Source organism: Pseudoxanthomonas sp. P4_B2 (genome assembly GCF_056402315.1).
Map to the genome: position 1 here is coordinate 428,304 of NZ_JBFUHQ010000003.1, position 24,933 is coordinate 453,236.

Annotated in this window: 21 protein-coding genes; 11 read left to right on the plus strand and 10 right to left on the minus strand. The window is 63.3% G+C overall.

The genetic code is table 11. From position 1 onward, the window contains the following. Positions 1–2: 2 nt before the first annotated feature. Positions 3–1,457, minus strand: coding sequence for an OprO/OprP family phosphate-selective porin (locus AC1DTQ_RS10865; protein ID WP_477849616.1), 1,455 nt, complete (start codon positions 1,455–1,457; stop codon positions 3–5). Between the two features lie 178 nt (positions 1,458–1,635). Here AC1DTQ_RS10865 and kbl point away from each other — a divergent pair, with 178 nt between their 5' ends. Beyond that, on the plus strand, positions 1,636–2,853 hold the full coding sequence (gene kbl, locus AC1DTQ_RS10870) for a glycine C-acetyltransferase (RefSeq protein WP_477849617.1): 1,218 nt from the start codon (positions 1,636–1,638) through the stop codon (positions 2,851–2,853). Between the two features lie 7 nt (positions 2,854–2,860). Here kbl and AC1DTQ_RS10875 read toward each other — a convergent pair whose 3' ends face one another. The 4 genes from AC1DTQ_RS10875 to AC1DTQ_RS10890 form a co-directional block, all read right to left on the minus strand. Then, positions 2,861–3,625 (minus strand): pseudouridine synthase, encoded by a 765-nt coding sequence (locus tag AC1DTQ_RS10875; protein WP_477849618.1) that lies wholly within the window; start codon positions 3,623–3,625, stop codon positions 2,861–2,863. A 44-nt stretch (positions 3,626–3,669) separates the two neighbouring features. Continuing rightward, positions 3,670–4,167 (minus strand): hypothetical protein, encoded by a 498-nt coding sequence (locus tag AC1DTQ_RS10880; RefSeq protein ID WP_477849619.1) that lies wholly within the window; start codon positions 4,165–4,167, stop codon positions 3,670–3,672. A gap of 205 nt (positions 4,168–4,372) precedes the next feature. Next, positions 4,373–5,509 carry an OmpA family protein gene (locus AC1DTQ_RS10885; RefSeq protein WP_477849620.1) on the minus strand — a complete coding sequence of 379 codons (1,137 nt, stop codon included), beginning with the start codon at positions 5,507–5,509 and terminating at the stop codon, positions 4,373–4,375. A 190-nt stretch (positions 5,510–5,699) separates the two neighbouring features. Then, positions 5,700–7,148, minus strand: a complete 1,449-nt coding sequence (locus tag AC1DTQ_RS10890; RefSeq protein ID WP_477849621.1) for a bifunctional 2-methylcitrate dehydratase/aconitate hydratase — start codon at positions 7,146–7,148, stop codon at positions 5,700–5,702. Positions 7,149–7,306: 158 nt separating this feature from the next. Between AC1DTQ_RS10890 and ygiD the strand changes: the two genes are divergently transcribed. Beyond that, positions 7,307–8,101: a 4,5-DOPA-extradiol-dioxygenase gene (gene ygiD, locus AC1DTQ_RS10895; RefSeq protein ID WP_477849622.1), complete on the plus strand. Its 795-nt coding sequence runs from the start codon at positions 7,307–7,309 to the stop codon at positions 8,099–8,101. An 18-nt stretch (positions 8,102–8,119) separates the two neighbouring features. Here ygiD and AC1DTQ_RS10900 read toward each other — a convergent pair whose 3' ends face one another. Next, on the minus strand, positions 8,120–9,037 hold the full coding sequence (locus tag AC1DTQ_RS10900; RefSeq protein ID WP_477849623.1) for a LysR family transcriptional regulator: 918 nt from the start codon (positions 9,035–9,037) through the stop codon (positions 8,120–8,122). A gap of 95 nt (positions 9,038–9,132) precedes the next feature. On the opposite strand from AC1DTQ_RS10900, the gene AC1DTQ_RS10905 reads away from it, so the two are divergent. The 9 genes from AC1DTQ_RS10905 (at position 9,133) to AC1DTQ_RS10945 (ending at position 18,823) form a co-directional block, all read left to right on the plus strand. Further along, a complete protein-coding gene (locus tag AC1DTQ_RS10905) occupies positions 9,133–10,368 on the plus strand; it encodes an MFS transporter (protein ID WP_477849625.1) in 1,236 nt (411 codons plus the stop codon). After that, entirely contained in the window at positions 10,365–11,603 is a 1,239-nt protein-coding gene (locus AC1DTQ_RS10910) for an SGNH/GDSL hydrolase family protein (RefSeq protein ID WP_477849626.1), read from the plus strand. The genes AC1DTQ_RS10905 and AC1DTQ_RS10910 overlap by 4 nt, the downstream gene beginning before the upstream one ends. A gap of 78 nt (positions 11,604–11,681) precedes the next feature. Next, complete coding sequence (locus AC1DTQ_RS10915) at positions 11,682–12,707, plus strand: aldo/keto reductase (protein ID WP_477849627.1); 1,026 nt, start codon at positions 11,682–11,684, stop codon at positions 12,705–12,707. Positions 12,708–12,725: 18 nt separating this feature from the next. After that, positions 12,726–13,742, plus strand: coding sequence for a zinc-binding alcohol dehydrogenase family protein (locus tag AC1DTQ_RS10920; protein ID WP_477849628.1), 1,017 nt, complete (start codon positions 12,726–12,728; stop codon positions 13,740–13,742). Between the two features lie 41 nt (positions 13,743–13,783). Then, positions 13,784–14,425, plus strand: coding sequence for a LysE family translocator (locus AC1DTQ_RS10925; protein WP_477849629.1), 642 nt, complete (start codon positions 13,784–13,786; stop codon positions 14,423–14,425). Between the two features lie 114 nt (positions 14,426–14,539). Next, entirely contained in the window at positions 14,540–15,190 is a 651-nt protein-coding gene (gene yczE, locus AC1DTQ_RS10930) for a membrane protein YczE (protein ID WP_477849630.1), read from the plus strand. Positions 15,191–15,253: 63 nt separating this feature from the next. Then, positions 15,254–17,314, plus strand: a complete 2,061-nt coding sequence (locus AC1DTQ_RS10935) for an FAD-dependent oxidoreductase (protein WP_477849631.1) — start codon at positions 15,254–15,256, stop codon at positions 17,312–17,314. Between the two features lie 326 nt (positions 17,315–17,640). Continuing rightward, a complete protein-coding gene (locus AC1DTQ_RS10940; protein ID WP_310094757.1) occupies positions 17,641–18,096 on the plus strand; it encodes a cell wall hydrolase in 456 nt (151 codons plus the stop codon). 118 nt (positions 18,097–18,214) lie between these two features. After that, a complete protein-coding gene (locus AC1DTQ_RS10945; RefSeq protein ID WP_477849632.1) occupies positions 18,215–18,823 on the plus strand; it encodes a glutathione binding-like protein in 609 nt (202 codons plus the stop codon). A 71-nt stretch (positions 18,824–18,894) separates the two neighbouring features. Here the strand turns inward: AC1DTQ_RS10945 and AC1DTQ_RS10950 are convergent, their stop codons facing one another. The 4 genes from AC1DTQ_RS10950 to prpC form a co-directional block, all read right to left on the minus strand. Then, positions 18,895–19,440, minus strand: coding sequence for a hypothetical protein (locus tag AC1DTQ_RS10950; protein ID WP_477849633.1), 546 nt, complete (start codon positions 19,438–19,440; stop codon positions 18,895–18,897). A gap of 213 nt (positions 19,441–19,653) precedes the next feature. Beyond that, complete coding sequence (prpF, locus tag AC1DTQ_RS10955; protein WP_477849634.1) at positions 19,654–20,847, minus strand: 2-methylaconitate cis-trans isomerase PrpF; 1,194 nt, start codon at positions 20,845–20,847, stop codon at positions 19,654–19,656. Positions 20,848–21,022: 175 nt separating this feature from the next. Continuing rightward, positions 21,023–23,617 (minus strand): Fe/S-dependent 2-methylisocitrate dehydratase AcnD, encoded by a 2,595-nt coding sequence (acnD, locus tag AC1DTQ_RS10960; RefSeq protein WP_477849636.1) that lies wholly within the window; start codon positions 23,615–23,617, stop codon positions 21,023–21,025. Between the two features lie 89 nt (positions 23,618–23,706). Continuing rightward, positions 23,707–24,855: a bifunctional 2-methylcitrate synthase/citrate synthase gene (gene prpC / locus AC1DTQ_RS10965; RefSeq protein WP_477849637.1), complete on the minus strand. Its 1,149-nt coding sequence runs from the start codon at positions 24,853–24,855 to the stop codon at positions 23,707–23,709. Positions 24,856–24,933 lie beyond the last annotated feature (78 nt).

The window sequence follows — 24,933 nt, forward strand, 5'->3', positions numbered from 1 at the left end:
TCTCAGAAGGCTACTTGCAGGCGTGTGAACACGGCTTTTTCATCTTCGCGATCGGCGCCGCTCGCCGCTCCGCCCTCGAGGCTGGTATGCAGGTAATTCAACACCAGCTTGAGATTGCTATTGAGGTACCAGTTCAGACCCACGGTCCAGGAAGCGGCTTCGCTTGCCGATACTGCGGGATCGGCGAACAACGGGAACGCGTCGTCGTCCACTTCCAGTACACCATAACGTCCGACCACTTCGAACGCACCCCATCCGCCGGTGCCGGGACTGAACGGATGCGACGGCTTGACCACACCGCGGTAGCTGGCGTCCTCGCCGGTCAACACGTAACTGGCGGTTGCCTGCCAGGCTTTGTTGGACAGTTCTTCGCGCACGCCACCGATGCTGACTTCCTGTTTCGACACGATGTACTCGGCAAGCAATCCGAACGCATTGCGATAGTAGTAGCCCTGCGGCGAGAGACGGCTTTGCTGCCCATCGGCCAGCGCGGCGGCGCGGTAGTTGAAGAATTGCACCTGGCCCGGCGTGCGATAACGCGGCAGGAAATTGTTGCCGCTGCCGCGCTTGTCGCCGACGCTGGCGCCGATACCGAAGCCCAGCCCGGACAGCGCGTTGGCGTCGTTCTTGAACGGTTCGAAGAACACGCGCCCGGCATATTCGAACTCGTTGTCCGGATTGGTGGTGACCGCGTCGCGGCCATCGACGGTGCCGTTGAATACGCCGATCGCGTAGCCGAAGCGGCCCTCGGCCACGTCGCCCTGCAGCTGCACGCCGATATCGCGATTGGGCGCCAGCTCGCTGGGAAGCGCGCGCTCCACCTCGGACAGCGCCGACGAAGACTGCAGGCGCTCCAGCCCCACCGGCGAAGTGAACTTACCCGCACGCACCGTGTAAGCCGGATTGAAACGAAGATCCACATAGGCATCGACGATGGTGGCGCTGTCGCCAGCGAACTCCGGCGTGAAGCGGAAGCCCACCAGCTTGCCCAGGGAGCCTTCGATGATCGGCCGTGCGGTACGCAACAGGAAGGTGTCGTTGTTACCCGCAGGCACCCCATCCAGGAAGAAGCGGCCGTCGCCCTGCAGCAATCCGCGGATCTTGATTTCGTAATCGCCATTGGCCGACTTGAAGGAAGCGCCCTTGTCGTTGACCGCGATCACCGGCGCTTCCTTGGCCTTGGCCACCTGCTCTTCCTGCTGCAGTTCCAACTTGCGCTCCAGGATGCGCAAACGCTGATCTAGATCGGCGAGGCCGGGCTCGGCCTGGGTTTCTCCGGACTCGCTGGCCGCGCTGCCGCCGACGCGCCGTTCCAGCGCCTCCAGCCGCTGCTGCAGCTGCTCGACCGTCAGTTTTTCCTGCGCCAGCAACGGAGCGGACAGCGAAGAACAGGCCAGAACGCCCAGCAAAACTGCGCCCTGCCCTTTGCCCCTAGTCCGTTCCGATCGCGTTCGCATTGTCTGGCTTCCCCTCGGTTGACCCCATCCGGGCCGGAATGTAGATGCTGCGGATGCACAATCACCGGGGGAAATGAATAGAGGGCCGCCGCTTATGCCGGATTGGCATGAACAGGCTGCAAAACGTCTCCAGGCGAGCAATTGTTAAACTGACCGCCTTTCCCGACCGCCGAGCGCCATGACCTCTTCCGCCCTCACCGATCCCGCCTTGACCCAGCATTACGCTGCCGAATTGGAATCGATCCGCGCCCAGGGTCTGTTCAAGGCCGAACGCATCATCACCAGCCCGCAGTCCGCCGAGATCGAACTGGCCGACGGCCGCAAGGTGCTGAATTTCTGCGCCAACAACTATCTGGGCCTGGCCGACCACCCGGACATCATCCAGGCGGCCAAGGACGCGCTGGACACGCACGGCTTCGGTATGGCCAGCGTGCGCTTCATCTGCGGCACCCAGGATCTGCACAAACAGCTGGAGGCGAAGATCGCGGAATTCTTCGGCGCCGAGGACACCATCCTCTACGCCGCCTGCTTCGACGCCAACGGCGGTCTGTTCGAGCCGCTGTTGGGCGAAGAGGATGCGGTCATTTCCGACGCGCTGAACCATGCCTCGATCATCGATGGCGTACGCCTGTGCAAAGCCAAGCGCTTCCGCTATGCCAACTGCGACATGGCGGACCTGGAAGCGCAGCTGCAGGCGGCCGATGCCGCGGGCTGCAAGACCAAACTGATCACCACCGATGGCGTGTTCTCCATGGATGGCTTCATCGCACCGTTGGACCAGATCACCACGCTGGCCAAGAAGTACAACGCACTGGTGCACATCGACGAATGCCATGCCACGGGTTTCCTCGGCGCGACCGGCCGCGGCTCGGCGGAAGTCAAAGGCGTGCTGGACCGAATCGACATCATCACCGGCACCTTGGGTAAGGCCATGGGCGGCGCGCTGGGCGGATTCACTACCGCAAAGAAGGAAGTGATCGAACTGTTGCGCCAGCGCTCGCGTCCCTATCTTTTTTCCAATTCGCTACCGCCGCACGTGGTCGCGGCCGGCATCAAGGCTTTCGACATGCTTTCGTCGGCGGGCGATCTGCGCGAAAAACTGGCGGAGAATACCCACTACTTCCGCGAGAAGATGACCGCAGCCGGTTTCGACATCCGTCCCGGCGTGCATCCGATCAGCCCGGTGATGCTGTACGACGCGCCACTTGCGCAGCGTTTCGCCGAGCGGCTGCTGCAGGAAGGCATTTATGCGATCGGCTTCTTCTTCCCGGTAGTGGCCAAAGGCCAGGCCCGCATCCGCACGCAGATGAGCGCCGCGCATTCGCGCGAGCACCTGGATCGCGCGATCGATGCCTTCGCAAGAATCGGTCGCGAACTGAGCGTCATCAAAGCTTGATTGGTTTTTACGGAAGCGGCGGCGATATCGGCGACAGCGCTGCCGCTTCTGCCGGCGACAGGCTGCGCCACTGCCCTTTCGGCAATTCCCCCAACCTCAGGTCGCCGATCGCGACGCGGATCAGGCGCAGCACGCCGATATCGAACGCCGTCAGCAGCCGGCGTATCTGCCGGTTGCGCCCTTCGTCCAGCACGATCTCCAGCCAGGCGTTCTTCTCGCCATAGCGCAACATCGTCGCGGAGCTCGCTCTGAGTGCCGCGCCATCGACCAATACGCCGGCCGACAAACCCGTCAGCAACTCAACATCGGGAATACGATCGACCTGCACGTGGTAGGTCTTGAGCGGTCCGGTTTTCGGATCGGTAATGCATGCGGCCCACTCGGGATCGTTGCTGAAGAGCAGCAGTCCTTCACTGGCCTTGTCCAGACGACCGACGGGCGCGATCCAGCCCAGGCCGGCGCCGTCGAAACATCGGTAAACCGTATCGCGGCCCTGCTCGTCCTTGGCCGTGGTCACCAGCCCGCGCGGTTTGTTGAGCATCAGGTAGTGGCGCTGGCTCTTGCCGATTTCCTTGCCATCCACCGCGATGCGATGCAGGCCGCGGACCACCGGAAATTCGACGTTCCTCACGACCCGCCCATCCACCGATACCCGCCCCTCGGATATCCAGGCGGCGGCCTCGGTACGTGAGCAGACCCCTAGCTTGGATAACGTGCGCGCAAGCCCGTGTCTTGCGGCAGGCGCTGACCTGAAGGTGTTCGCGGAGGCCACGGGCTACGGATTGCGCGCCGCGCCGAACGCGAGGGAGCGCTCGATTACTTCTTTACCGGCTCGGCAGCCGGAGCCGCAACCGGTACAGGCGCTGCCGCGGGCGGTACGCCCTTGACCACGCGCACGCCGCGCGACTTCATCCAGGCATCGAACTCATCGGCGGTCATGCGCTTGCCGTTCTGGGTCATATCGAAACGCCAAGGCGTGTTGTCGAACGCCGTCTTCGGCTTGTAGGCGGCCGGATCATTGGGATCGGTGACGCTCTGAACGGGCATTGCCATCGCCACGTTCTGGCAGGCCTGGACCCGCAACCGGAGCAGCACGCGGTCGACCGACTGCGCTTCGTCGTACGCATGCGCCAGGACGCCGCTGGGCGCTCCCAGAGGCGTGGTGTTAGTGGCCAGTTCGGGAGCGACCGGTGCCAGCAACGTCTGCGTCGAGGAAAGTGGTGGCGATATGCCACCGCTCGCGCAATTGGGCAGCGCGTTGGCGCCCGGAATCGCGGCGAAGACAAACAGGCTGGAGACGACGAAACGGCGCATTGGAAAACCCGGGCGGTAGGTGTCCCAGAGTGTAGGAAGCGCGGCAGCCAATATCAAGGAAAGTCTCGCTGCCCGCTCAGGTAGCGGCGATGCAACGGATGCGCGTGCAACTATCGCGGATACCCCACGCGATACCTCAATCCGCACGCAAAAAAGAAGCCCGGCACTAGGCCGGGCTTCTGATCTTGCTTGAAGCTGTGTCCGATTAGTTCTGGACGTTCAGCTCGGTACGACGGTTCTTCTCGCTCTTGCAAGCCGGGAAGGCCTGGCCCAGGTCTTCCAGCGGACGGCTTTCGCCGTAACCGTTCGGACCCACCAGACGGCCGGCGTCGACGCCGTTCGTGGTCAGGTAGTCGTACACCGCCTTGGCGCGACGCTCGGACAGGCTCTGGTTGTACGCATCCTTACCGCACTGGTCGGTATGGCCGGCGACTTCAACGCGCAGATCCGGGTAACGCTTCAGGATTTCGGTCGCTTCGCTCAGGATCGCAACCGCGTCCGGACGCAGCTTCGACTTATCGAAGTCGAAGTTCACACCCTTCAGGTCGATCGCCACGGCCACCGGGCAGCCATCCGGACCGATGGTCTGGCCAGCTTGCGAACCCGGGCACTTGTCGTTGCAGTTGTTGACGCCATCGCCGTCGTCATCCAGATCCGCGCAGTTCGGGGCCACTTCCGGAGCAGCCGGAACCGGAGCCGACGGCGCCGGGCCGAGCGGAATCACGACACCGACCGAAGCCAGGACGTCGCCGAAGTAGCTCTCTTCCTGCTGGTGCGGATAACCGCCCCAATCCGGGCCGCCTTCGGCGGCAAAGCTGCTGTCGTCGAAGTCGGCGCGGTAGGCCAACTCAGCGCGAACCGCAACGCGCTTCTCGAACGTGCTCTGCAGACCGATACCGACCTTAGCGGACAGGTTGCCGTCCTTACGCTCGCCGGGGGAATTCGGGCTCGGGAAGTTGTCGAACTCTTCTTCCGAGCGCTGGTAGCCCAGGCCGGCCAGCAGGTAGGGGTTCCAACCGCGGCCTTCGGAGATGAAATGGCGGCGCAGATCGATCGACAGACCGTACTGGCTCCAGTTCAGGTCGTCGTTCGCGCCGGCGATGCCGCCGTCGAAGCTCGGATTCTGATAGTTCAGTTCGCCGTCGAGCGACCAGTTCGGGCTGATGAACTTGCCCAGACCCAGGCTGATGAACGGGACGTCGTCGGTGCGGCGATCATCATCCTGCATGTTGTAACCGACTGAACCCGTCAGATACCAACGGTCATCGAACTCCTGAGCGGAAGCGGCCTGCGCCACGCCCAGACCGGCCAGCAATGCGGCACAGAGAAGTTTCTTGTTCATTTGCAGCTCCTTAAAAAATCAAGATGTAAGAGAAAACCGGAGTACTTCGTTAAAGGGTCCAGCTTTTGTAAGTTGTTCAGACGGCCATGTCTGCACGCCATCTCGTCCAGATTATGCGTGTCGATGTGAAGGCTGTGTTAACGGTACCATAACAAGTCAGCAGGGCCAATGACCGCACTATCTCATATCTCTAGGCGCGGTACATGTTCATGAACGCATCGACGGGAAGGGCTTCGAGCCTGGAAGGATCGGCTGCCAGGGCCATGATCCGATCGACTTGCGCGGCCGACAGATGGGCTCGCAGGGCTGCCTCGCACTTGGCCATCAGCATCGGAATGCCTTCGGCCCGACGCTTGCGGTGGCCGACGGGGAAATCGATTGAGATCCGGTCGGTGGAAGTCCCGTCCTTAAAGAGCACCTGCACCGAATTGCCGATATAGCGTTTGTCGGGATCGAAATAGTCCTGAGTGAACTGCGGGTTCTCCTTGACTTCCATTAGGCCGCGCAAGGCATCGATCCGAGGATCGGCAGCCACGTCATCGCTGTAGTCATCGGCAGTCAGATGGCCGAAGATCAGCGGCACGGCGACCATGTACTGCAGGCAATGATCGCGGTCGGCGTAGTTCGCCAGCGGGCCGGTCTTGTCGATGATGCGAATGCCGGCTTGCTGGGTTTCCAGGACGATCCTCTCGATCTCGCCGATCCGGTCCTTGACCTGCGGATGCAGGATCATGGCGCACTCGACGGCGGTCTGGGCGTGGAACTCGGCCGGGAAGCTGATCTTGAACAGCACGTTCTCCATCACATAGCTGCCGAACGGGCGCTCGAACTGGAACGGCTTGCCCCGGAAGGCGATGTCATAGAAACCCCAGGTCCTCACGCTCAGCGCGCTGGGATAGCCTACTTCGCCGTTGACCGCATTCAATGCATGAATGACCGCGCGACGGCAGGCGTCGCCGGCGGCCCAACTCTTGCGCGGACCGGTATTGGGGGCATGGCGGTAGGTGCGCAGCGCGCCATTGTCGATCCAGCTATGCGAAACCGCGTTGACGATCTGCTCCTTGCCGCCGCCCAGCATTTGCGTAGCCACGGCAGTGGAAGCGAGCCGGACCAGGATCACGTGGTCCAGGCCGACCCGGTTGAACGAGTTCAGCAAGGCATAGCCCCCTTGGATTTCATGGGCCTTGATCGCCGCGGTCAGCACATCGCGCACGGTCAGCGGTTTGCCGCCTTCGCGGTTGGCCTTACGGCTCAGGTAGTCGGCAACCGACAGAATGGCGCCCAGATTGTCGGACGGATGGCCCCATTCGGCGGCCAGCCAGGTGTCGTTGAAATCCAGCCAGCGGATCTGCGCGCCGATCGCGAAAGCGCCCTGCACGGGGTCGAGCTCGTGAGGGGTGCCGGGAACACGCACACCACCCTGCAGGGTCGCGCCGGGAACCACCGGCCCCAAGTGCTTGACGCAATCTGGGAATTTCATCGCCAACATCGCGCAAGCCAGGGAATCCAGCAGCATGTAGCGCGCGGTGTCGTAGGCCTCCTGCGAGTCGATCCGGTAGTCGACGACGTAATCGGCGATATCGACCATGGCCTGGTCGGGAGCTGGGCGGACGGCGGAACGGGTGTCGTGGTGGCTCATGCAAACCTCGGCCAGCGGAAACCTCGCTTATGTTGCCTGACCGGCGGCCCGCCGCTGTATTCGCCACCGAAGCAGCGGCGATCCCGGACCATTACTGCAACACACCGGGTTGGCGGTGGCCCTTGGTGAAACGCACGCGCGGCCCGATCCTATGCCCTATGGAAACCACTCGCCTGCCCTCCCTTTTCGTTTCGCACGGTTCGCCAATGATGGCGCTCGAGGACTCTCCGACCGCCCATTTTCTCGACCAGCTAGGCGCCTCGCTGCCGCGGCCGCGCGCCGTGGTGATGGCTTCGGCGCATTTCATGGCGCCTGCGCCCACCGTCACCGCCACGTCCTCGCCGCGAACCATCCATGACTTCGGTGGCTTTCCCAAGCCGCTGTATGAAATCCAGTACCCGGCGCACGGCGCGCCCGCTCTGGCAGAGGAAGTGGTGCGACACCTGACCGCAGCCGGCTTCGAACCGGTACTGGACGACCACACCGGCATCGACCACGGCACCTGGGTGCCGCTGCGGCGCATGTATCCGCAGGCCGATATTCCCGTCGTGGCCTTATCCGTGAACCCCGCACAGACCGCGGCCTGGCATTACCAGCTAGGCCGGGCGTTGGCTCCTCTGCGCGAAGAAGGCGTGCTGGTGATCGGCTCCGGCGGCTATTCGCACAATCTCCGAGAGCTGGACTGGCAGCACGCCGACTCGCCGATGTATCCATGGGTGAAAGCCTTTACCGAGGCGCTCAGTGCGAAGTTGCTCTCGGGCGACGTACAAGGCGCGTTGGACTGGCAGTCACTGCCCGAGGCGCGACGCAATCATCCCACTACCGAGCATCTTTATCCTTTGTATGTCGCCCTGGGCGCAGGTGGTGCGAGCGCGCAGGCCACACGCCTGCACCATGCTGTGCAGATGGGCGGCATGGCGCTGGATGCATTCGCCTTCGACCAGGCGGCCTGAAAGCTTAGACCTTTAATCTCAGACCTTTAATCCATGCTCCCAGGGTGCGTCGCCGAACTGCGAGATGAGGAAATCGACGAACGCACCCACCCGCGGCGGCACCAGCCGACGTTGCGGCATGACCGCGCTTATCGCGGTGGTGGCAAGGCGACAGTCGGGCAGCACCACTCGCAAGCGGCCAGCGCGCAGATCGTCGGCGATATGCCACAGGGAATGAATGGCGATACCTTCGCCCGCCACGGAAGCATCGCGCAGCAGCTCGCCGTAATTGCTTTCGAACCGGCCCCGCACGCGGATCGCGTGTTCTTCGCCCTGCGCGTCGTGCAGGCGCCAGACGTCCTGACGGCCGCTGCTACCGAATAGCAACAGGCAGTCATGCTCCATCAGATCCTTGGGCAAACGCGGATTGCCCCGGCGTTTCAGATAGACAGGCGACGCGCACAGCACGCGCCGGTTGGGCGCGACATGGCGAGCGACCAGACTGGAATCTTCGAGCGCACCGATGCGTATCGCCAGATCGAAGCCTTCGCTGATCAGATCCACTACTTGATCGCTGAGATGCACGCTGATGCGCAACTTGGGATGCCGGGCCAGGAAAGCGGGCAGCAACGGCGACACGTACTGGCGGCCGAAGGAAGCGGACAGGGTGACCCGCAGGGTTCCGGCGATCTCGGTGGCGGTTTCGCGTAGACCCGTTCCCAGCGACTCCAAGTCTTCGACCAGCACGCGCCCCTGCTGCGCGAGCGCCGCGCCTTCTGGCGTGGGGTGCAGGCGGCGCGTGGTCCGATGCAGCAGACGCACCCCCAGATCGCGTTCCAACCGTTTCAAACGCTGACTCGCGACCGCCACCGACAAATCCAGGCTATGCGCCGCCGCGGTGATGGAGCCCAGGTCCAGTACGCGCAGGAATAGTGTCAGGTCGCCTACTCGATCCATTATCAATAAATTACTGAGAGTGATTAGCCATATTCGCTGTTTTTTATATTCAGCGAAAGTCCCAAGCTGGCGGCCGGTCGAACCTGAGCAGCTTCTTGAACGCCATCTCCCCCTCTCCGTCCAAACGATTCCCGCTGGCGCTGTACGCATTGACCGCCGGTGCTTTCGGCATCGGCACCACCGAGTTCGTGATCATGGGCCTGTTGATGCAGGTCGCCACCGACCTGCAGGTGTCCATTGCCGCTGCCGGCCTGTTGATCTCCGGATACGCACTGGGCGTGTTCGTCGGTGCGCCGCTGCTGACCGCCGTTACCGGCCGCATGCCGCGTAAGGCGGTGTTGGTGGTGCTGATGGTGGTCTTCACGTTGGGCAATCTGGCCTGTGCGCTAGCGCCCAACTACACCGTGCTGATGATCGCGCGGGTGATCACCTCGCTGGCGCACGGCACCTTCTTCGGCGTCGGCGCCGTGGTCGCGACCGGACTGGTCGCAGAAGACAGAAAAGCGTCGGCGATCTCCATCATGTTCACCGGCCTGACTGTGGCTACGTTGCTAGGGGTGCCTGCGGGCGCCTGGCTGGGCCTGCACTACGGCTGGCGTTCGACCTTCTGGGCCGTCACCGCCATCGGCGTGATCGCGACGATCGTCATCGCCACGCTGGTGCCGAAAGATCGCGGCGACGCCGTACCGATGGCCTTCCGCGAAGAACTCAAGGCCGTTGCCCGCCCGCAGGTGCTGTTAGGCCTGCTGATGACGGTGTTGGGCTTCGGCGGCATGTTCACCGTCTACACCTATATCCAACCGCTGCTCACCGAAGTCGCAGGCTTCGCCGATGCGGCCGTGTCGCCGATCCTGCTGGTGTTCGGCGTGGGCATGATCGTGGGCAATCTGCTGGGCGGGAAATTCGCCGATCGCCGTTTGCTGCCCGCGCTGCTGGGTACGTTGATCGCGCTGACCGCAGTGATGGGCTTGATGACCTTCGTCCTGCATAGCCAGTGGGCGATGGTGTTGTTCGTCGGCCTGCTGGGCGCAGCGGCGTTCGCCACCGTTTCTCCTTTGCAGCTGTGGGTGCTGCAGAAAGCGACCGGCGCGCAAAGTCTGGCGTCCAGTCTGAACATCGGCGCCTTCAATCTGGGCAACGCATTCGGCGCTTGGCTGGGCGGCGTGGTGATCGTGCATGGTCCGGGGCTTGAAGCCCTGCCGAGGGTCGCAGCATTGGTCCCTCTGTCGGCCTTTCTGGTCGCGCTGTGCGCGATTGCATTGGAACGCCGGCAATCATCCAGCCTGCCAGTTTCCGACCCGGCGCTGGTCTGTCGGAGCGAGAAGGCATGAACCGGTCCCGCCTGCATGCGATGGCACTGGGCGCGGCTTTGGCCACAGGCAGCGCCAGCGCCTTGGCCGCCGATGCTGCCCGCTGGATCGGGACTTGGCACGCTAGCCCGCAACCCTTGTGGCAAGGCGATTTTCCGTTCCCGACCAACGTGCCGTTCAATCTCTGGAACCAGACTTTGCGTCAGGTGGTACGGATCGGCCCAGGAGGCCGCCGGTTCAGAGTGGTGTTGAGCAATGAATACGGCGACCGGCCGCTCCACATCGGCGCCGCCCATCTCGCGCTGGCTGGAGAAGGCGCAGGCATCGTGGCCGCGAGCGATCGAGTGCTGCGCTTCGATGGCCGGGAATCGGTGACCATCCCTGCAGGCGCGCCGATGCTCAGCGATCCGGTGGAACTGGAAACTCCTGCCTCCGCGCAATTGTCGATCAGCCTGTACCTGCCGCAGCCGGCCGCACCTTCGACCTTCCACTGGGAAGGCCTGCAAAGCTCCTACCTGACCGATGGTGACGCCACCGCCGCTACGGACCTTGAAGCGGCGACCGCACTGCCTGTGCGGCTGTTCATCAGCGGTGTGCAGGTCGAAGCCGATGCCAACGCGCGCGCCGTGGTGGTGCTGGGCGACTCGATCACCGACGGCGCGGCCTCCACCCCCGCTAGCGACCGGCGCTGGCCGGACTTCCTGGCCCGGCGCCTGGCCAGCGAAGGGATTGCCGTACTGAATGCGGGAATTTCCGGTGCACGCGTATTGCGCGACCGGATGGGCGTCAACGCGCTGGCGCGTTTCGATCGCGATGTGCTGAGCCAACCGCAGCTACGGACGGTCATCGTGCTTATGGGCATCAACGACATCAGCTGGCACGGCACGCCGTTCGCCCCGGACGATGCGCCGGTGAGCGCCGATGAATTGATCGCCGGATACCGCCAGTTGATCGCGCGCGCGCATGCCCGCGGCGTGCGCATTGTCGGCGCCACGCTGACGCCTTTCGAAGGCGCATTGCCGGACACGCCGATCACCGGCTACTACAACGTGGAAAAGGAACGTGTGCGGCAGGCTGTAAACCAGTGGATACGCGAGGCTCGCGAGTTCGATGCGATCATCGACTTCGACGCCCTGCTGCGCGACCCCCGGCATCCCACCCGCATGCTGCCCGCTTACGACTCCGGCGATCATCTGCACCCGGGCGACGCAGGCTACCGGGCGATGGCCGAGGCGGTTGACCCTGCATTGCTCTGAACGCAACTATTCCTGAGCCAAGATCTTCCGTTCCAGCCTTTGTTCTTAATTTCTTCTTCCCCCACAAGGAGCAACCCCATGGAATATCGCCACCTCGGCAAATCAGGCTTCAAAGTTCCCGCATTGAGCTTCGGCACCGGCACGTTCGGCGGCCAGGGCAAGCTGTTCGGCGCATGGGGCAATACCGACGTCGCTGAAGCGCAGCGCCTGGTCGATATCTGCCTGGAAGCGGGCCTCAATATGTTCGACAGCGCCGATGTGTATTCCGGCGGCGCTTCGGAATCCATCCTTGGCGCCGCCATCAAGGGTCGACGCGACCAATTGCTGATTTCCACTAAGGCCACCTTCCGTTTCGACGACGGCCCCAACAACGTGGGCTCGTCGCGGTTCCACCTTATCAAGACCATTGATGCGGCACTGAAGCGACTCGGCACCGACTACATCGACCTGTTCCAGCTGCATGGCTTCGATGCGAAAACACCGGTGGAAGAAACCCTCTCCACGCTCGATGATCTGGTCCGCGCCGGCAAGATCCGCTACCTGGGCGTGTCCAACTTCTCCGGCTGGCACCTGATGAAATCGCTCGCAGTCGCCGAACGCCACGGTTGGTCGCGCTACGTCGCCAACCAGACCTACTACTCGCTGATCGGTCGCGACTACGAAGAAGAATTGATGCCGTTGGGCTTGGACCAAGGCGTGGGTGCGGTGGTGTGGAGCCCGCTGGGCTGGGGACGCCTGACCGGCAAGATCCGGCGCGGACAGCCGTTGCCGGAAACCAGCCGCCTGCACGACAGCGCCGAGTTCGGACCGCCGGTGGAAGACGAACGCCTGTTCAAGGTGATAGATGCGCTGGATGCCGTGGCCGCGGAAACCGGCAAGAGCATTCCGCAGATCGCGTTGAACTGGCTGCTGCAGCGCCCCACCGTTTCCACCGTGGTGATCGGCGCGCGCAACGAAGAACAACTGCGGCAGAACCTCGGCGCGGTGGACTGGGCGCTGAGCGCCGAGCACATCAAGACGCTGGACGACGCAAGCGCGACTACGCCCCCCTACCCCTACTGGCATCAGCGCGGATTCGCCGAACGCAATCCGTCGCCGGTCTGAAATCCAAGGAGCACGCCGATGAAAGCCATCGCATTGACCCGCTACCTGCCGATCAGCGATCCGGAATCGCTGCAGGACGTCGAATTGCCGAAACCGGTCGCCAACGGCCGCGACGTGCTGGTGCGCGTCGAAGCCGTTTCGGTCAATCCCGTCGATACCAAGATCCGTTCGCCCAAGTCGCAGGTGGAAACGCAGCCGAAGGTGCTGGGCTATGACGCCGCGGGCGTGGTCGAAGCCGTGGGCGAAAACGTCACACTGTTCAAGCCCGGCGATGAGGTCTATTACGCCGGCGACGTCACCCGCAGCGGCAGCAATGCGCAGTTCCAATTGGTGGACGAGCGCTTGATCGGCCGCAAGCCGGCGACGCTGGATTTTGCACAGGCAGCCGCCCTGCCGTTGACCGCCATCACCGCCTGGGAGCTGTTGTTCGAGCGCATGCCCTTCTCCATCGACATGGAAAACAACACACGTACGTTGCTGATCATCGCCGGCGCCGGCGGTGTCGGTTCCATCGCCATCCAACTGGCACGGCATGCCGGCTTCACCGTGATCGCTACCGCTTCGCGCAATGAAACTGCAGATTGGTGCAAGTCACTGGGTGCGCACCACGTGATCGACCATCGGCAGCCGCTGCAAGCTCAACTAAGCGCGCTTGGCCGCGAACAAATCGACGTCGTACTCAATCTGATCGATCCGAGCCCCTACTGGGAAGCGATCGGCGAGGTCCTTGCGCCGCAGGGGCACGTGGGATTGATCGTGGAGCCCAGCAAGCCATTGAACATAGGCGACCCCTACAAAGCCAAATGCATCGGCATCCATTGGGAAATGATGTTCGCGCGCGCGCGTTTCAAGACGGCGGACATGATCGAACAGCATCACCTGCTCAATCGCGTGGCGAGTCTGGTCGACGCAGGCGAACTGCGGACCACGCACACCGAAACCATTGGCGCCATCAACGCCGCCAATCTGCGCGAAACGCATCGCCGGCTGGAATCGGGAACCACCATCGGCAAGCTGGTGCTGGCAGGCTGGTAGCGCATGGGGCGTCTTTCTTTCGACAACCGGGGATACGAGGGATGAGCCTGTCTGCTTGGTCGTTGTTTTGCGCGTTGTCGCTGATCACCGCGTTCAGCCCCGGCCCCGCTATTCTGTTGGCGGTATCCAACGCAGCGACGCTGGGCATGCGTCGGGCACTGATCAGTTCGGCTGGCAATGCGGCTGGAGTCGTTCTGGTGTCGGCGACCGCGATGCTGGGTCTGGGCGCCCTGTTGAAGACGTCCGCATGGCTGTTCGGCGCGCTCAAGCTGGCGGGTGCGGTCTATCTGATCTATCTGGGTATTCGGCAATGGCGCAGCCGGGCCAGCGTCTTCGACGCGGCGTCGAATGCAGTGGGGACGAGGGAGCAGCCGATTGCACGGCTGTTCCTGCAAGGCCTGCTGGTGGCAACGACCAATCCCAAGAGCATTCTCTTCTTCACCGCGCTGCTTCCGCAGTTTATGAGCAACGAAGTGCCGGTGATGCGCCAGTTCCTGATGCTGACGCTGACCTTCGCAGCCTGCACGGTGATGTCGCACCTCTGCTATGTCGGACTGGTACGTGGCATGGGCCGCTGGTTCGCCGGCAGCGCGCGTGCGCGGTTGTTCAACCGCTTGTCCGGGGCGATGTTCGTGGTCCTCGGCGTCGGCTTGCTGCGTCTGCGCAACAATCACGCGACCTGAGTAGCGCCGAGAACACCGACATGCGCGAAGAACGCAGCGCCAACTGGAACTGAGCGTCGCAGGCACGCGCTGCATGCGGTCGATAGAATCGTTTTTCCGCATTGGATAGCACGCATGACTCTTCCTCCCCTGTTCGCACGCCGTTTCGCTCAACTCCTCCTAGGCCTCTTCCTCTATGGAATCGGCATCAGCCTGATGGTGCGCGCCAGTGTGGGCATCGCGCCGTGGGACGTGTTGACGCAGGGATTGTCGAAACAGAGCGGTCTTTCGTTCGGCCTGCTGACCAATCTGATCGGGCTGGTGGTGTTGTTGCTTTGGATTCCCATCCGGCAGATGCCTGGCCTGGGAACGCTGCTCAACGTGGCGTTGATCGGGCCGAGCGCGGCGTTCGGACTGTGGCTGTTCCCGCAATTCGAGGGTCTATGGCAACAGATCCCTGCGTTCGTCGCCGGCTTGGGCGTATTAGCGCTCGCTACCGGCATGTATATCGGCGCCAACTTCGGCCCGGGTCCTCGCGATGGCCTGATGACCGGCCTGCACCGGCGTACCGGTTGGCCGATCGCCGCAGTGCGCACAGGTATCGAAGCCAGCGTGCTGCTCGCCGGCTGGCTGATGGGTGGCGATGCGGGCTGGGGAACCTTGGCCTTCGCCGTGGCCATCGGCCCGATGTGCGCGGTTACGATGCGCTGGTTCGCCGCCGCACCGCGAGCGCCGCTTGGCGATCTGGCCGGCGATGCCGCAGCTGGACCCAGGCCACACGGTTAGAGCCTTGCCCGGAGCGGGGATAACCGGCATCGTGCGCATTCCGTACGCACACGTATCGATTGCATGACCCTCGCGCCCAGCCCGCTGCCGTCCACGACGGAAGCCGCCAACCCGCACTATCCGCATCTGTTCGCGCCGCTGGACCTGGGGTTCACCCGAATCCGCAACCGGATACTGATGGGTTCCATCCATACCGGGCTGGAGGACCGCGCCAGCGATTTCCCCAAACTGGCCGCCTATTTCGCCGAACGCGCTCAGGGCGGGGTGGGTCTGATGGTGACCGGTGGGTTCTCGCCGAACCTGGTCGGCTGGCTCAAGCCCTTCGGCGGAAAGTTGTCCTGGCCGTGGGAAGTACGCCCGCACAAGTTCGTCACCCAAGCTGTGCACCACAACGGCAGCAAGATCTGCCTGCAGCTGCTGCACGCAGGGCGTTACGCCTACCACCCCTTCTCGGTCGCGCCGTCCAAGCTCAAGGCGCCGATCAATCCGTTCACCCCGCGCCAGCTTTCCGCGCGTGGCGTGGAGCGGCAGATCACCGCCTATGCCGACGCCGCGCGCCGTGCGCGCGAAGCCGGCTACGACGGCGTGGAAGTGATGGGCTCGGAAGGCTATTTCATCAACGAGTTCACCGCCCCGCGCACCAACAAGCGCAACGACGCTTGGGGCGGCACGCCGGAGAAACGCATGCGCTTCGCGGTGGAGATCGTGCGCCGCGTGCGCGAGGCCTGCGGTCCGGACTTCATCATCATCTACCGGCTTTCGTTGTTGGACCTGGTGGAAGACGGCAACCAATGGGAAGAGATCGTGGCGCAGGCCAAGGCCATCGAAGCCGCGGGTGCGACGATCATCAATTCCGGCATCGGCTGGCATGAAGCGCGCATTCCCACCATCGTCACTTCCGTGCCGCGTGCGGCCTTCGTCAACGTCACCGCAAAATTGCGCCCGCACGTGGCGTTGCCGCTGATCGCGACCAACCGCATCAATATGCCCGACGTCGCCGAACGCATCCTCGCCGACGGCATCGCCGACATGGTGTCGCTGGCGCGCCCGCTGTTGGCCGATCCGGACTGGGCCAACAAGTCGCGCTCCGGCAAGCCGCATTCCATCAATACCTGCATCGCCTGCAACCAGGCTTGTCTGGATCACGTGTTCGAGAACAAGCACGCCAGCTGCTTGTTGAACCCGCGCGCCTGCGCCGAGACGGAGTTGAACTACAACAAGACCTTCGCGCCGAAACGCGTAGCGGTAGTCGGAGCCGGGCCCGCCGGCCTGGCATGCGCGACGGTCGCCGCCGAACGCGGCCATCGCGTGACCTTGTTCGACGCCTCTGGCGAGATAGGCGGACAGTTCAACTACGCGAAAAAGATTCCGGGCAAAGAGGAATTCCACGAAACCCTCCGCTACTTCACCCACAAGCTGGAAGAAACCGGAGTGGAAGTGAAGTTGGGCGCCCTGGCGACCGCGCAGGATCTTTCCGGGTTCGATGAAGTGGTGTTGGCCACCGGCATCCTTCCGCGTCGGGTGGAGTTTCCCGGTTCCGATCACGCCAAGGTGGTCAGCTATCTGGATGTCCTCAGCGGCCGGGTCAAAGTCGGCGGACGTGCAGCGATCATCGGCGCTGGCGGCATCGGTTTCGACGTGGCCGAGTATCTGGTGCATGAGGGCGTGTCCCCTACCCTGGACGCGGCACGCTGGATGGCCGAATGGGGGGTGGACCCGACCTTCGAAGCGCGCGGCAGTCTGGTTCGGCCCAAACCGGAAGCCCCCGCCCGCGAGGTCTGGCTGCTGCAGCGCTCGCCCGGCAAGCCCGGAGCCCGCCTGGGCAAGACCAGCGGCTGGGTCCACCGGGCCACCCTGAAGGCGAAGAAGGTGCAGATGCTGGGCGGAGTCGAATACCTGGGAGTGGACGACGCCGGCCTGAATGTCCGGATCGACGGCATCGAACGTGCCTTGCCGGTGGACCACGTTGTGATCTGCGCCGGCCAGGAACCTCGTCGTGAGCTGCAAGTCGAGCTGGAAGCGGCTGGCATTTCTCCCCATCTGATCGGCGGCGCCGACGTGGCGGCGGAGCTGGACGCCAAGCGCGCGATCGACCAGGGAAGCCGGCTGGCGGCCGCACTCTAGCGGCCTGGTCGCCGGTTGCGCCACGCCTTGCGGTCGGACAACCAGAGTAAAGACTCCATTTTCAATCAAGCACTTAGCTTGATTGTCAAGCTCAGGGGTTCAGGCCAGGTTGGGTCTTCGGCCCTTACCTTGCGCCAACTTTTTCGGCCCGCCCCCGTTTCAACTGGCGAGCCACCCCGGCCCTGATCCCACCCTTCTGGCCGGTCCTGGGCAGCTTGTCGCAGCAGCTGCCTCCCCATGACGCCCTGACGCCGTGTCTATCCAAACGCACCTTCCCCGAGGGGAGGCGCGTGGACGCTGCCAAGACGGAGCAAGGAGTTCGAATAGTGAAACTGGCTTGGATTCTCTGGCTGTCGCATATGTTGCCGCAGCCTGCCGCAGACTCGCTCTGCCTCAGCACCACCGTCTACCTGGAAGCCCGCGACCAGACCCTTCGTGGCCAGCAAGCCGTGGCCGAGGTCGCCCTGCGTCGCCTCGACAGCGGCCTGTGGGGCGACTCGATGTGCGAAGTGGTCACCGCCCGCAAGCAGTTCGCCCCTACCCTGGTCGCCCCCGGCACTCGCTTGCAGAATTCGGATGCCTGGGCCGCCTCGATCAACGTAGCCCTGGGCGCCGAACGCAACTGGGCGCTGCCGCCCGGTCAACGCAAGGAAATCGTCCCCGGCGCCAGCCACTTCATGGCGCACAACATCGCCAGTCCCAGTTGGCGCAACGCCTACCAGGTAGCGACCATCGGCGACCACACTTTCCTGCGCGTGCAGAAGCTCAAGCCTCGTTCGTAACGAGGTCTCCGACGAGGCATTAACGCTCTTCATCGACAATGCCGAAACGGACTGGGAAACTCCCGGTCCGTTTTTACATGGGGAGTTTTCAAATGGGGAGTTTCAAATGGGGATCGGCATGAAGCTCTACACCAAACCGGGAGCCTGCTCGCTCGCCGATCACATCGCCCTACGCTGGATCGGCAAGCCGTTCGACGTGCAGGTCATGGATGCGGCTGGGATGAAAACGTCCGAATACCTGAAACTCAATCCAACCGGCGCCGTACCCGTACTGGAAGTCGATGGTTGGGCGTTGACCCAGAACGCGGCGATTCTGAATTTCCTTGCAGACACTTTTCCGGAATCCGGACTGGGCGGCGACGGCACGCCGAGAAGCCGCGCAGAAATAAATCGCTGGCTTGCCTTCCTGAATGCCGATGTGCATCCCGCTTTTCACCCGATTTTCGGCTCGACGCGTTACTTAGGCGAAGACGCCATGATCGAGAAGAGCAAGGACAACGCACGCACGAAACTGCGCGATATGTTCGAGCGGCTGGATGCGCAACTGGCCGGAAAGGATTGGCTGACCGGCGCGCGCTCCGTCGCAGATCCTTACCTATTCGTCACCCTGCGCTGGGCAAGAGCAACGCGAGTGGACCTGTCAGGCCTGCAGAATCTGGAGAGCTTCTTCATTCGCATGCGTGCCGATGCCGGCGTGACGGCAGCGATGGAAGTCGAAGGGCTCTAACGCTTTATAAAGAAGGAACTTCGAGCAACGGGGAAGATGCATCGGCATCCCGGTTCAAGCCTGTACTTCGTTCAAGCCTGTACTTCGGCACGCGTCCGGGCGAGCCATTCACTGGCGAAAGTGTGGTCCTTGGCTTTGGTCAGCGCAGTGGCGATTTCAGGCAACAGGGCGAGCAGCGCATCCACATCGGCGCACTTCTCGACCTTGAGCTGTATGAAATATCCCTTCAGCCCCATGTGCCTGCGCACCGTATCGGTCACGATCTCGTACAACCGCCGGTAGCGCCCGAAGTCGGCCGGTAGCTGCACCTCGCCGGGTAAGGGACCCGCTGCCGCTGCCAATGTGGCGAGAGTCGGGGCTGCCGATGGCGGCGTTACTGGTGGTGCCGGCGCTGCTGGCGGAGCAGCGGGCCCGTCACGCTTGACCAGTCCCATGACCAGCAACTGTTCCAGCGCATCGTCGGGCACGCGCAATCCGGCCATCAGGTCGCGCAGCTGGGTCTGGTCGCGCTGTCCATCGACCATCAACAACAGCGAACGCAGGGAGGCAGGCAACTTACGGCCGCGATCCTGGATTTCCTGCTTGCCCGCATCGGTCTTGTAGTACAACTCGCCCACTCTCACTCCCCCAGACCGGCGTCTACGCGCAGTCGTCCCGTTACTGATATTTCCCCAAGTATAGGGTTGCAGAGAAGGCGCCGACGGTCCGTTATGGAGGTCACAGAAAGGCCACGGCGACACCCCGTGCGGTCGGAGTCCCCTTCGAGAGACCCACCCGCGGTCGATGTGGCGTTGTTCGGAGCGGGACCGGACCTGCACTCCCGACAGGAATCAGAACACGTTGCCTGGCACCCGTACCGCACCTTCCATCAGCACCCGCGCGCTACGGCTCATGACCGCTTTGGCGACTGTCCATTGTCCATCGACTTGCTTCGCTTCCGCACCCACCCGCAGGGTTCCGGACGGATGGCCGAATGCGATTACCTCGCGAGTGCCGCCGCCGGCCGCCGCGTTGACCAGCGTCCCCGGCACCGCGGCGGCGGCAGCGATCGCCACCGAAGCCGTGCCCATCATCGCGTGGTGCAGCTTGCCCATGGACATCGCACGGGCCAGCAGGTCGATGTCGGCCGCATGCACGGGCTTGCCGCTGGAAGAGACATAGTCCTTCGGCGCCGCGACGAACGCTACCTTCGGCGTGAGCGGGCGCGCCGCGGCTTGGGCGACATCGTCGAGTAACCCCATGCGCACGGCGCCGTGGGCGCGGATCGCCTCCAGTTTTGCCAAGGCGGCCTTGTCTTCGTTGATCGCACCCTGCAGTTCGGTGCCGTCATAACCCAACTCAGCGGCGTCGACGAAAATGGTCGGCACGCCGGCATTGATCATGGTGGCCTTGAACGTCCCTACTCCGGGCACCTCGAGAGAGTCCATCAGGTTGCCGGTCGGGAACATCGCGCCGCCACCCTCGCCCTCGCCTTCATCGGCCGGATCCAGGAATTCCAGTTGCACTTCGGCGGCCGGGAACGTCACGCCATCGAGCTCGAAGTCGCCGGTTTCCTGTACCTCGCCATCGCTGATCGGCACGTGCGCGACGATGGTCTTGCCGATGTTCGCCTGCCAGATGCGCACCGTGCAGATCCCGTCGCGGGGGACGCGTATCGGATCGATGAGGCCGTTGGCGATCGCGAACGGACCGACCGCCGAAGACAGGTTGCCGCAGTTGCCGCTCCAATCGATAAAGCTGTCGTTGATCGGAACCTGTCCATACAGATAATCGACGTCGTGGCCTGGCTGCTCGCTCTTCGAGAGGATGACGACCTTGCTGGTGCTGGACGTCGCGCCGCCCATGCCGTCGGTGTGCTTGCCGTACGGATCCGGCGAGCCGATTACGCGCAACAGCAACGCGTCTCGCGCTTTACCTGGTAGCTGCGCGGCGGCCGGAAGATCCTGCAGCCGAAAGAACACGCCCTTGCTGGTGCCGCCTCGCATGTAGGTGGCGGGGATACTGATTTGCGGTGGATGTCGCATGGTAATGATCAGCCTGTTGAATGAATTCGCTTGAACCCCTCTCCCGTTTTACGGGAGAGGGACAAGGGTGAGGGCGCCGTTTGCGAAATAGCCAAAGCGCCCTCATTCGGCGCTTCGCGCCACCCCGTATCAAGTACGGGGCAGGCTCTTCTCCCGCAAGCGGGAGAAGGGTTATTCACGCTGCTTTTGATGACTCCAGGAAATCCTGCGCGAAGCGCTGCAGCACGCCACCCGCTTCGTAGATCGATACCTCCTCGTCGCTGTCCAGGCGGCAGGTCACCGGCACCTCGACCCGCTCGCCATCTTTGCGATGGATCACCAGCGTCAGGTCGCTGCGCGGCGTGCGCTCGCCGACCACGTCGAAAGTCTCCATGCCGTCGATGCCCAGGGTGCTGCGTGTCGTTCCGGCTTTGAACTCCAAGGGCAGTACGCCCATGCCGATCAGATTGGTGCGATGAATGCGCTCGAAGCCTTCGGCAACGATGGCTTCCACGCCCGCCAAGCGCACGCCCTTCGCAGCCCAGTCGCGCGAAGAACCCTGACCGTAGTCGGCGCCGGCGATGATGATCAGCGGCTGCTTGCGTTCCATGTAGGTTTCGATGGCTTCCCACATGCGCATGACCTTGCCCTCCGGCTCCACTCGAGCCAGCGAACCTTGCTTTACGCTGCCGTCCGGATTGCGCACCATTTCATTGAACAACTTGGGATTGGCGAAAGTGGCGCGCTGCGCGGTGAGGTGATCGCCGCGATGGGTCGCGTAGGAATTGAAGTCCTCTTCCGGCAAACCCATTTTTTCCAGGTATTCGCCGGCCGCGCTGTCCAGCATGATCGCGTTGGACGGCGACAGGTGATCGGTGGTGATGTTGTCCGGCAGCACCGCCAGCGGCCGCAAGCCGAGCAGCGTGCGTTCGCCGGCCAACGCTCCCTCCCAATACGGCGGACGACGGATGTAGGTACTCTGCGGACGCCAGTCGTACAACGGGTCCACTTTCGGGCCGTGTTCCACCCGCACCGCGAACATCGGGTTGTAGACGCTGCGGAACTGCTCCGGCTTCACCGACGCCTTGACTACCGCATCGACCTCTTCATCGCTGGGCCAGAGATCCTTCAAGCGGATTTCCCTGCCCTCCACCACGCCCAACACATCTTTTTCGATATCGAAACGGATGGTACCGGCGATGGCATAAGCCACTACCAGCGCTGGCGAGGCCAGGAACGCCTGCTTGGCGTAGGGATGGATGCGGCCATCGAAGTTGCGGTTTCCCGACAGCACCGCGGTGGCGTACAGATCACGGTCGATGATTTCCTGCTGGATCGCCGGATCCAATGCGCCCGACATGCCGTTGCAGGTGGTGCAGGCGAAAGCGACGATGCCGAAGCCGAGCTTCTCCAGTTCCGGCAGCAACCCGCCTTCCTCCAGATACAGCGCCACCGCCTTGGAGCCGGGCGCGAGCGAGGATTTCACCCACGGCTTGCGGCTCAATCCCAGTCGATTGGCATTGCGCGCCAACAGCGCCGCTGCAATCACGTTGCGCGGATTGCTGGTGTTGGTGCAGCTGGTGATGGCGGCAATGATCACCGCCCCGTCAGGCATCAGTCCTGGCGTTTCTTCCCAGGCACCGGCGATGCCTTTGGCTGCCAGGTCGCTGGTCGCGACACGCGCATGCGGGTTGGACGGGCCGGCCATGTTGCGCACCACGCTGGACAGGTCGAAATGCAGTGCGCGCTCGTATTCGACATTCTTCAAACTGTCGGACCACAGCCCGATCTGCTTCGCATAGGTTTCCACTAGACGTACCTGCACGTCTTCGCGGCCGGTGATACGCAGGTAATCGAGGGTCTGCTGGTCGATGGAGAACATCGCCGCGGTGGCGCCGTATTCCGGGGCCATGTTGGAAATGGTGGCGCGATCGCCCAGGGTCAGCGCGGCCGCGCCTTCGCCGAAGAATTCCAGATAGGCGCCCACCACCTTGGATTTGCGCAGGAATTCGGTCAGCGCCAGCACGATGTCGGTAGCGGTGATGCCCGACTGCGGCTTGCCCCCCAGTTCCACGCCGACGATGTCCGGCAGGCGCATCCATGAGGCACGGCCGAGCATCACATTCTCGGCTTCCAATCCGCCTACGCCGATGGCGAGTACGCCCAGCGCGTCGACGTGCGGGGTATGGCTGTCGGTGCCCACGCAGGTATCGGGGAAAGCGACGCCGTCGCGCGCCTGCACCACCGGCGACATCTTCTCCAGATTGATCTGATGCATGATCCCGTTGCCCGGCGGGATCACTTCCATGTTCTTGAATGCCTGCCGGGTCCATTCGATAAAGTGGAAGCGATCCTCGTTGCGGCGATCCTCGATCGCGCGGTTCTTGGCGAACGCATCCGGATCGTAGCCGCCGCATTCCACCGCCAGCGAGTGATCGACGATCAACTGCACCGGCACGACCGGATTGACCTGGGCTGGATCGCCGCCCTGCTCTGCGATTGCGTCGCGCAGACCCGCCAGGTCGACCAGTGCGGTCTGGCCGAGGATGTCATGGCAGACCACCCGTGCCGGGAACCAGGGAAAATCCAGGTCGCGTTTGCGTTCGATCAGCTGTTTCAAAGAATCGGTCAGCGTGGCTGAATCGCAACGGCGCACAAGATTCTCGGCCAGCACGCGCGAGGTGTAAGGCAGCCTGTCGTAAGCGCCGGCTTGGATGGCTTCGACCGCAGCGCGCGCGTCGAAATAGTCCAGCGAGGTGCCGGGCAAGGGTTTGCGGTACTGGGTGTTCATGGCTGGCGATCCGGTGAGATTTGCTGGCCGACTGGCAAAGTCGATCGACGCATCGGCGACCAGGGCTGACGCCCTGTCCACCTGTTCTGTTAGCGCTTGTCGAGCGGCACGAAGGCGAGGTCTTCCGGTCCGGTGTAGTTCGCGCTGGGACGGATGATCTTGCCGTCGATGCGCTGCTCGATCACGTGCGCGCTCCAACCGCTGGCGCGGGCGATGACGAACAGCGGGGTGAACATCGCGGTGGGCACGCCCATCATGTGGTAGCTGACCGCGCTGAACCAGTCCAGGTTAGGGAACATCTTCTTGATGTCCCACATCACCGTCTCCAGACGCTCGGCGATGTCGTACATCTTGCGGCTGCCCTGCTCGTCCGACAGTTCGCGCGCCACTTCCTTGATCACCTGGTTGCGCGGATCGCCGGTGGTGTAGACCGGGTGGCCGAAGCCGATGATGACTTCCTTGCGGTCGACACGCGTCTTGATGTCCTGCTCGGCCTCGTCAGGCGATTCGTAGCGCTTCTGCACCTCGAACGCGACTTCGTTGGCGCCGCCGTGTTTGGGGCCGCGCAACGCGCCGATACCGCCGGCGATCGCGCTGTACATGTCGCTGCCGGTGCCGGCGATGACGCGGCAGGCGAAGGTGGAGGCGTTGAACTCGTGCTCCGCGTACAGGATCAGCGAAGTGTGCATCGCCTGCACCCACGAGTCGCGCGGCTTCTCGCCATGCAGCAGATGCAGGAAGTGGCCGCCGATGCTGTCGTCGTCGGTGTCGGTATCGATGCGCTTGCCGTTATGGCTCCAGTGGTACCAGTACAGCAGCATCGGCCCCAGCGAGGCCATCAGCTTGTCGGCGATGTCGCGCGCGCCTGGATGGTTGTGGTCGTCCTTCTCGGGCGATACGCAGCCCAACACGGAGACGCCGGTACGCATCACGTCCATCGGATGCGCCGAGGCCGGCAGCTGTTCCAACGCGGCCTTAACCGCGGCCGGCACGCCGCGCAGCGATTTCAGCTTGGCTTTATAGCTGGCCAGTTCGGCGCGGTTTGGCAGCTTGCCATGCACCAGCAGGTGCGCGATCTCCTCGAACTCGGAAGCGCGCGCGATATCCAGAATGTCGTAACCGCGGTAATGCAGGTCATTGCCACTGCGGCCGACGGTGCAAAGGGCGGTGTTGCCCGCTGATGTGCCGGACAGGGCGACGGATTTCTTGGGCTTGAACGGGACTGCAGCTTCGGACATTTCAACACCTCGTCTTGATATAGAGCCCCTCTCCCACCGGGAGAGGGGTTGGGGTGAGGGTACGGCGGAGTCCTTGCT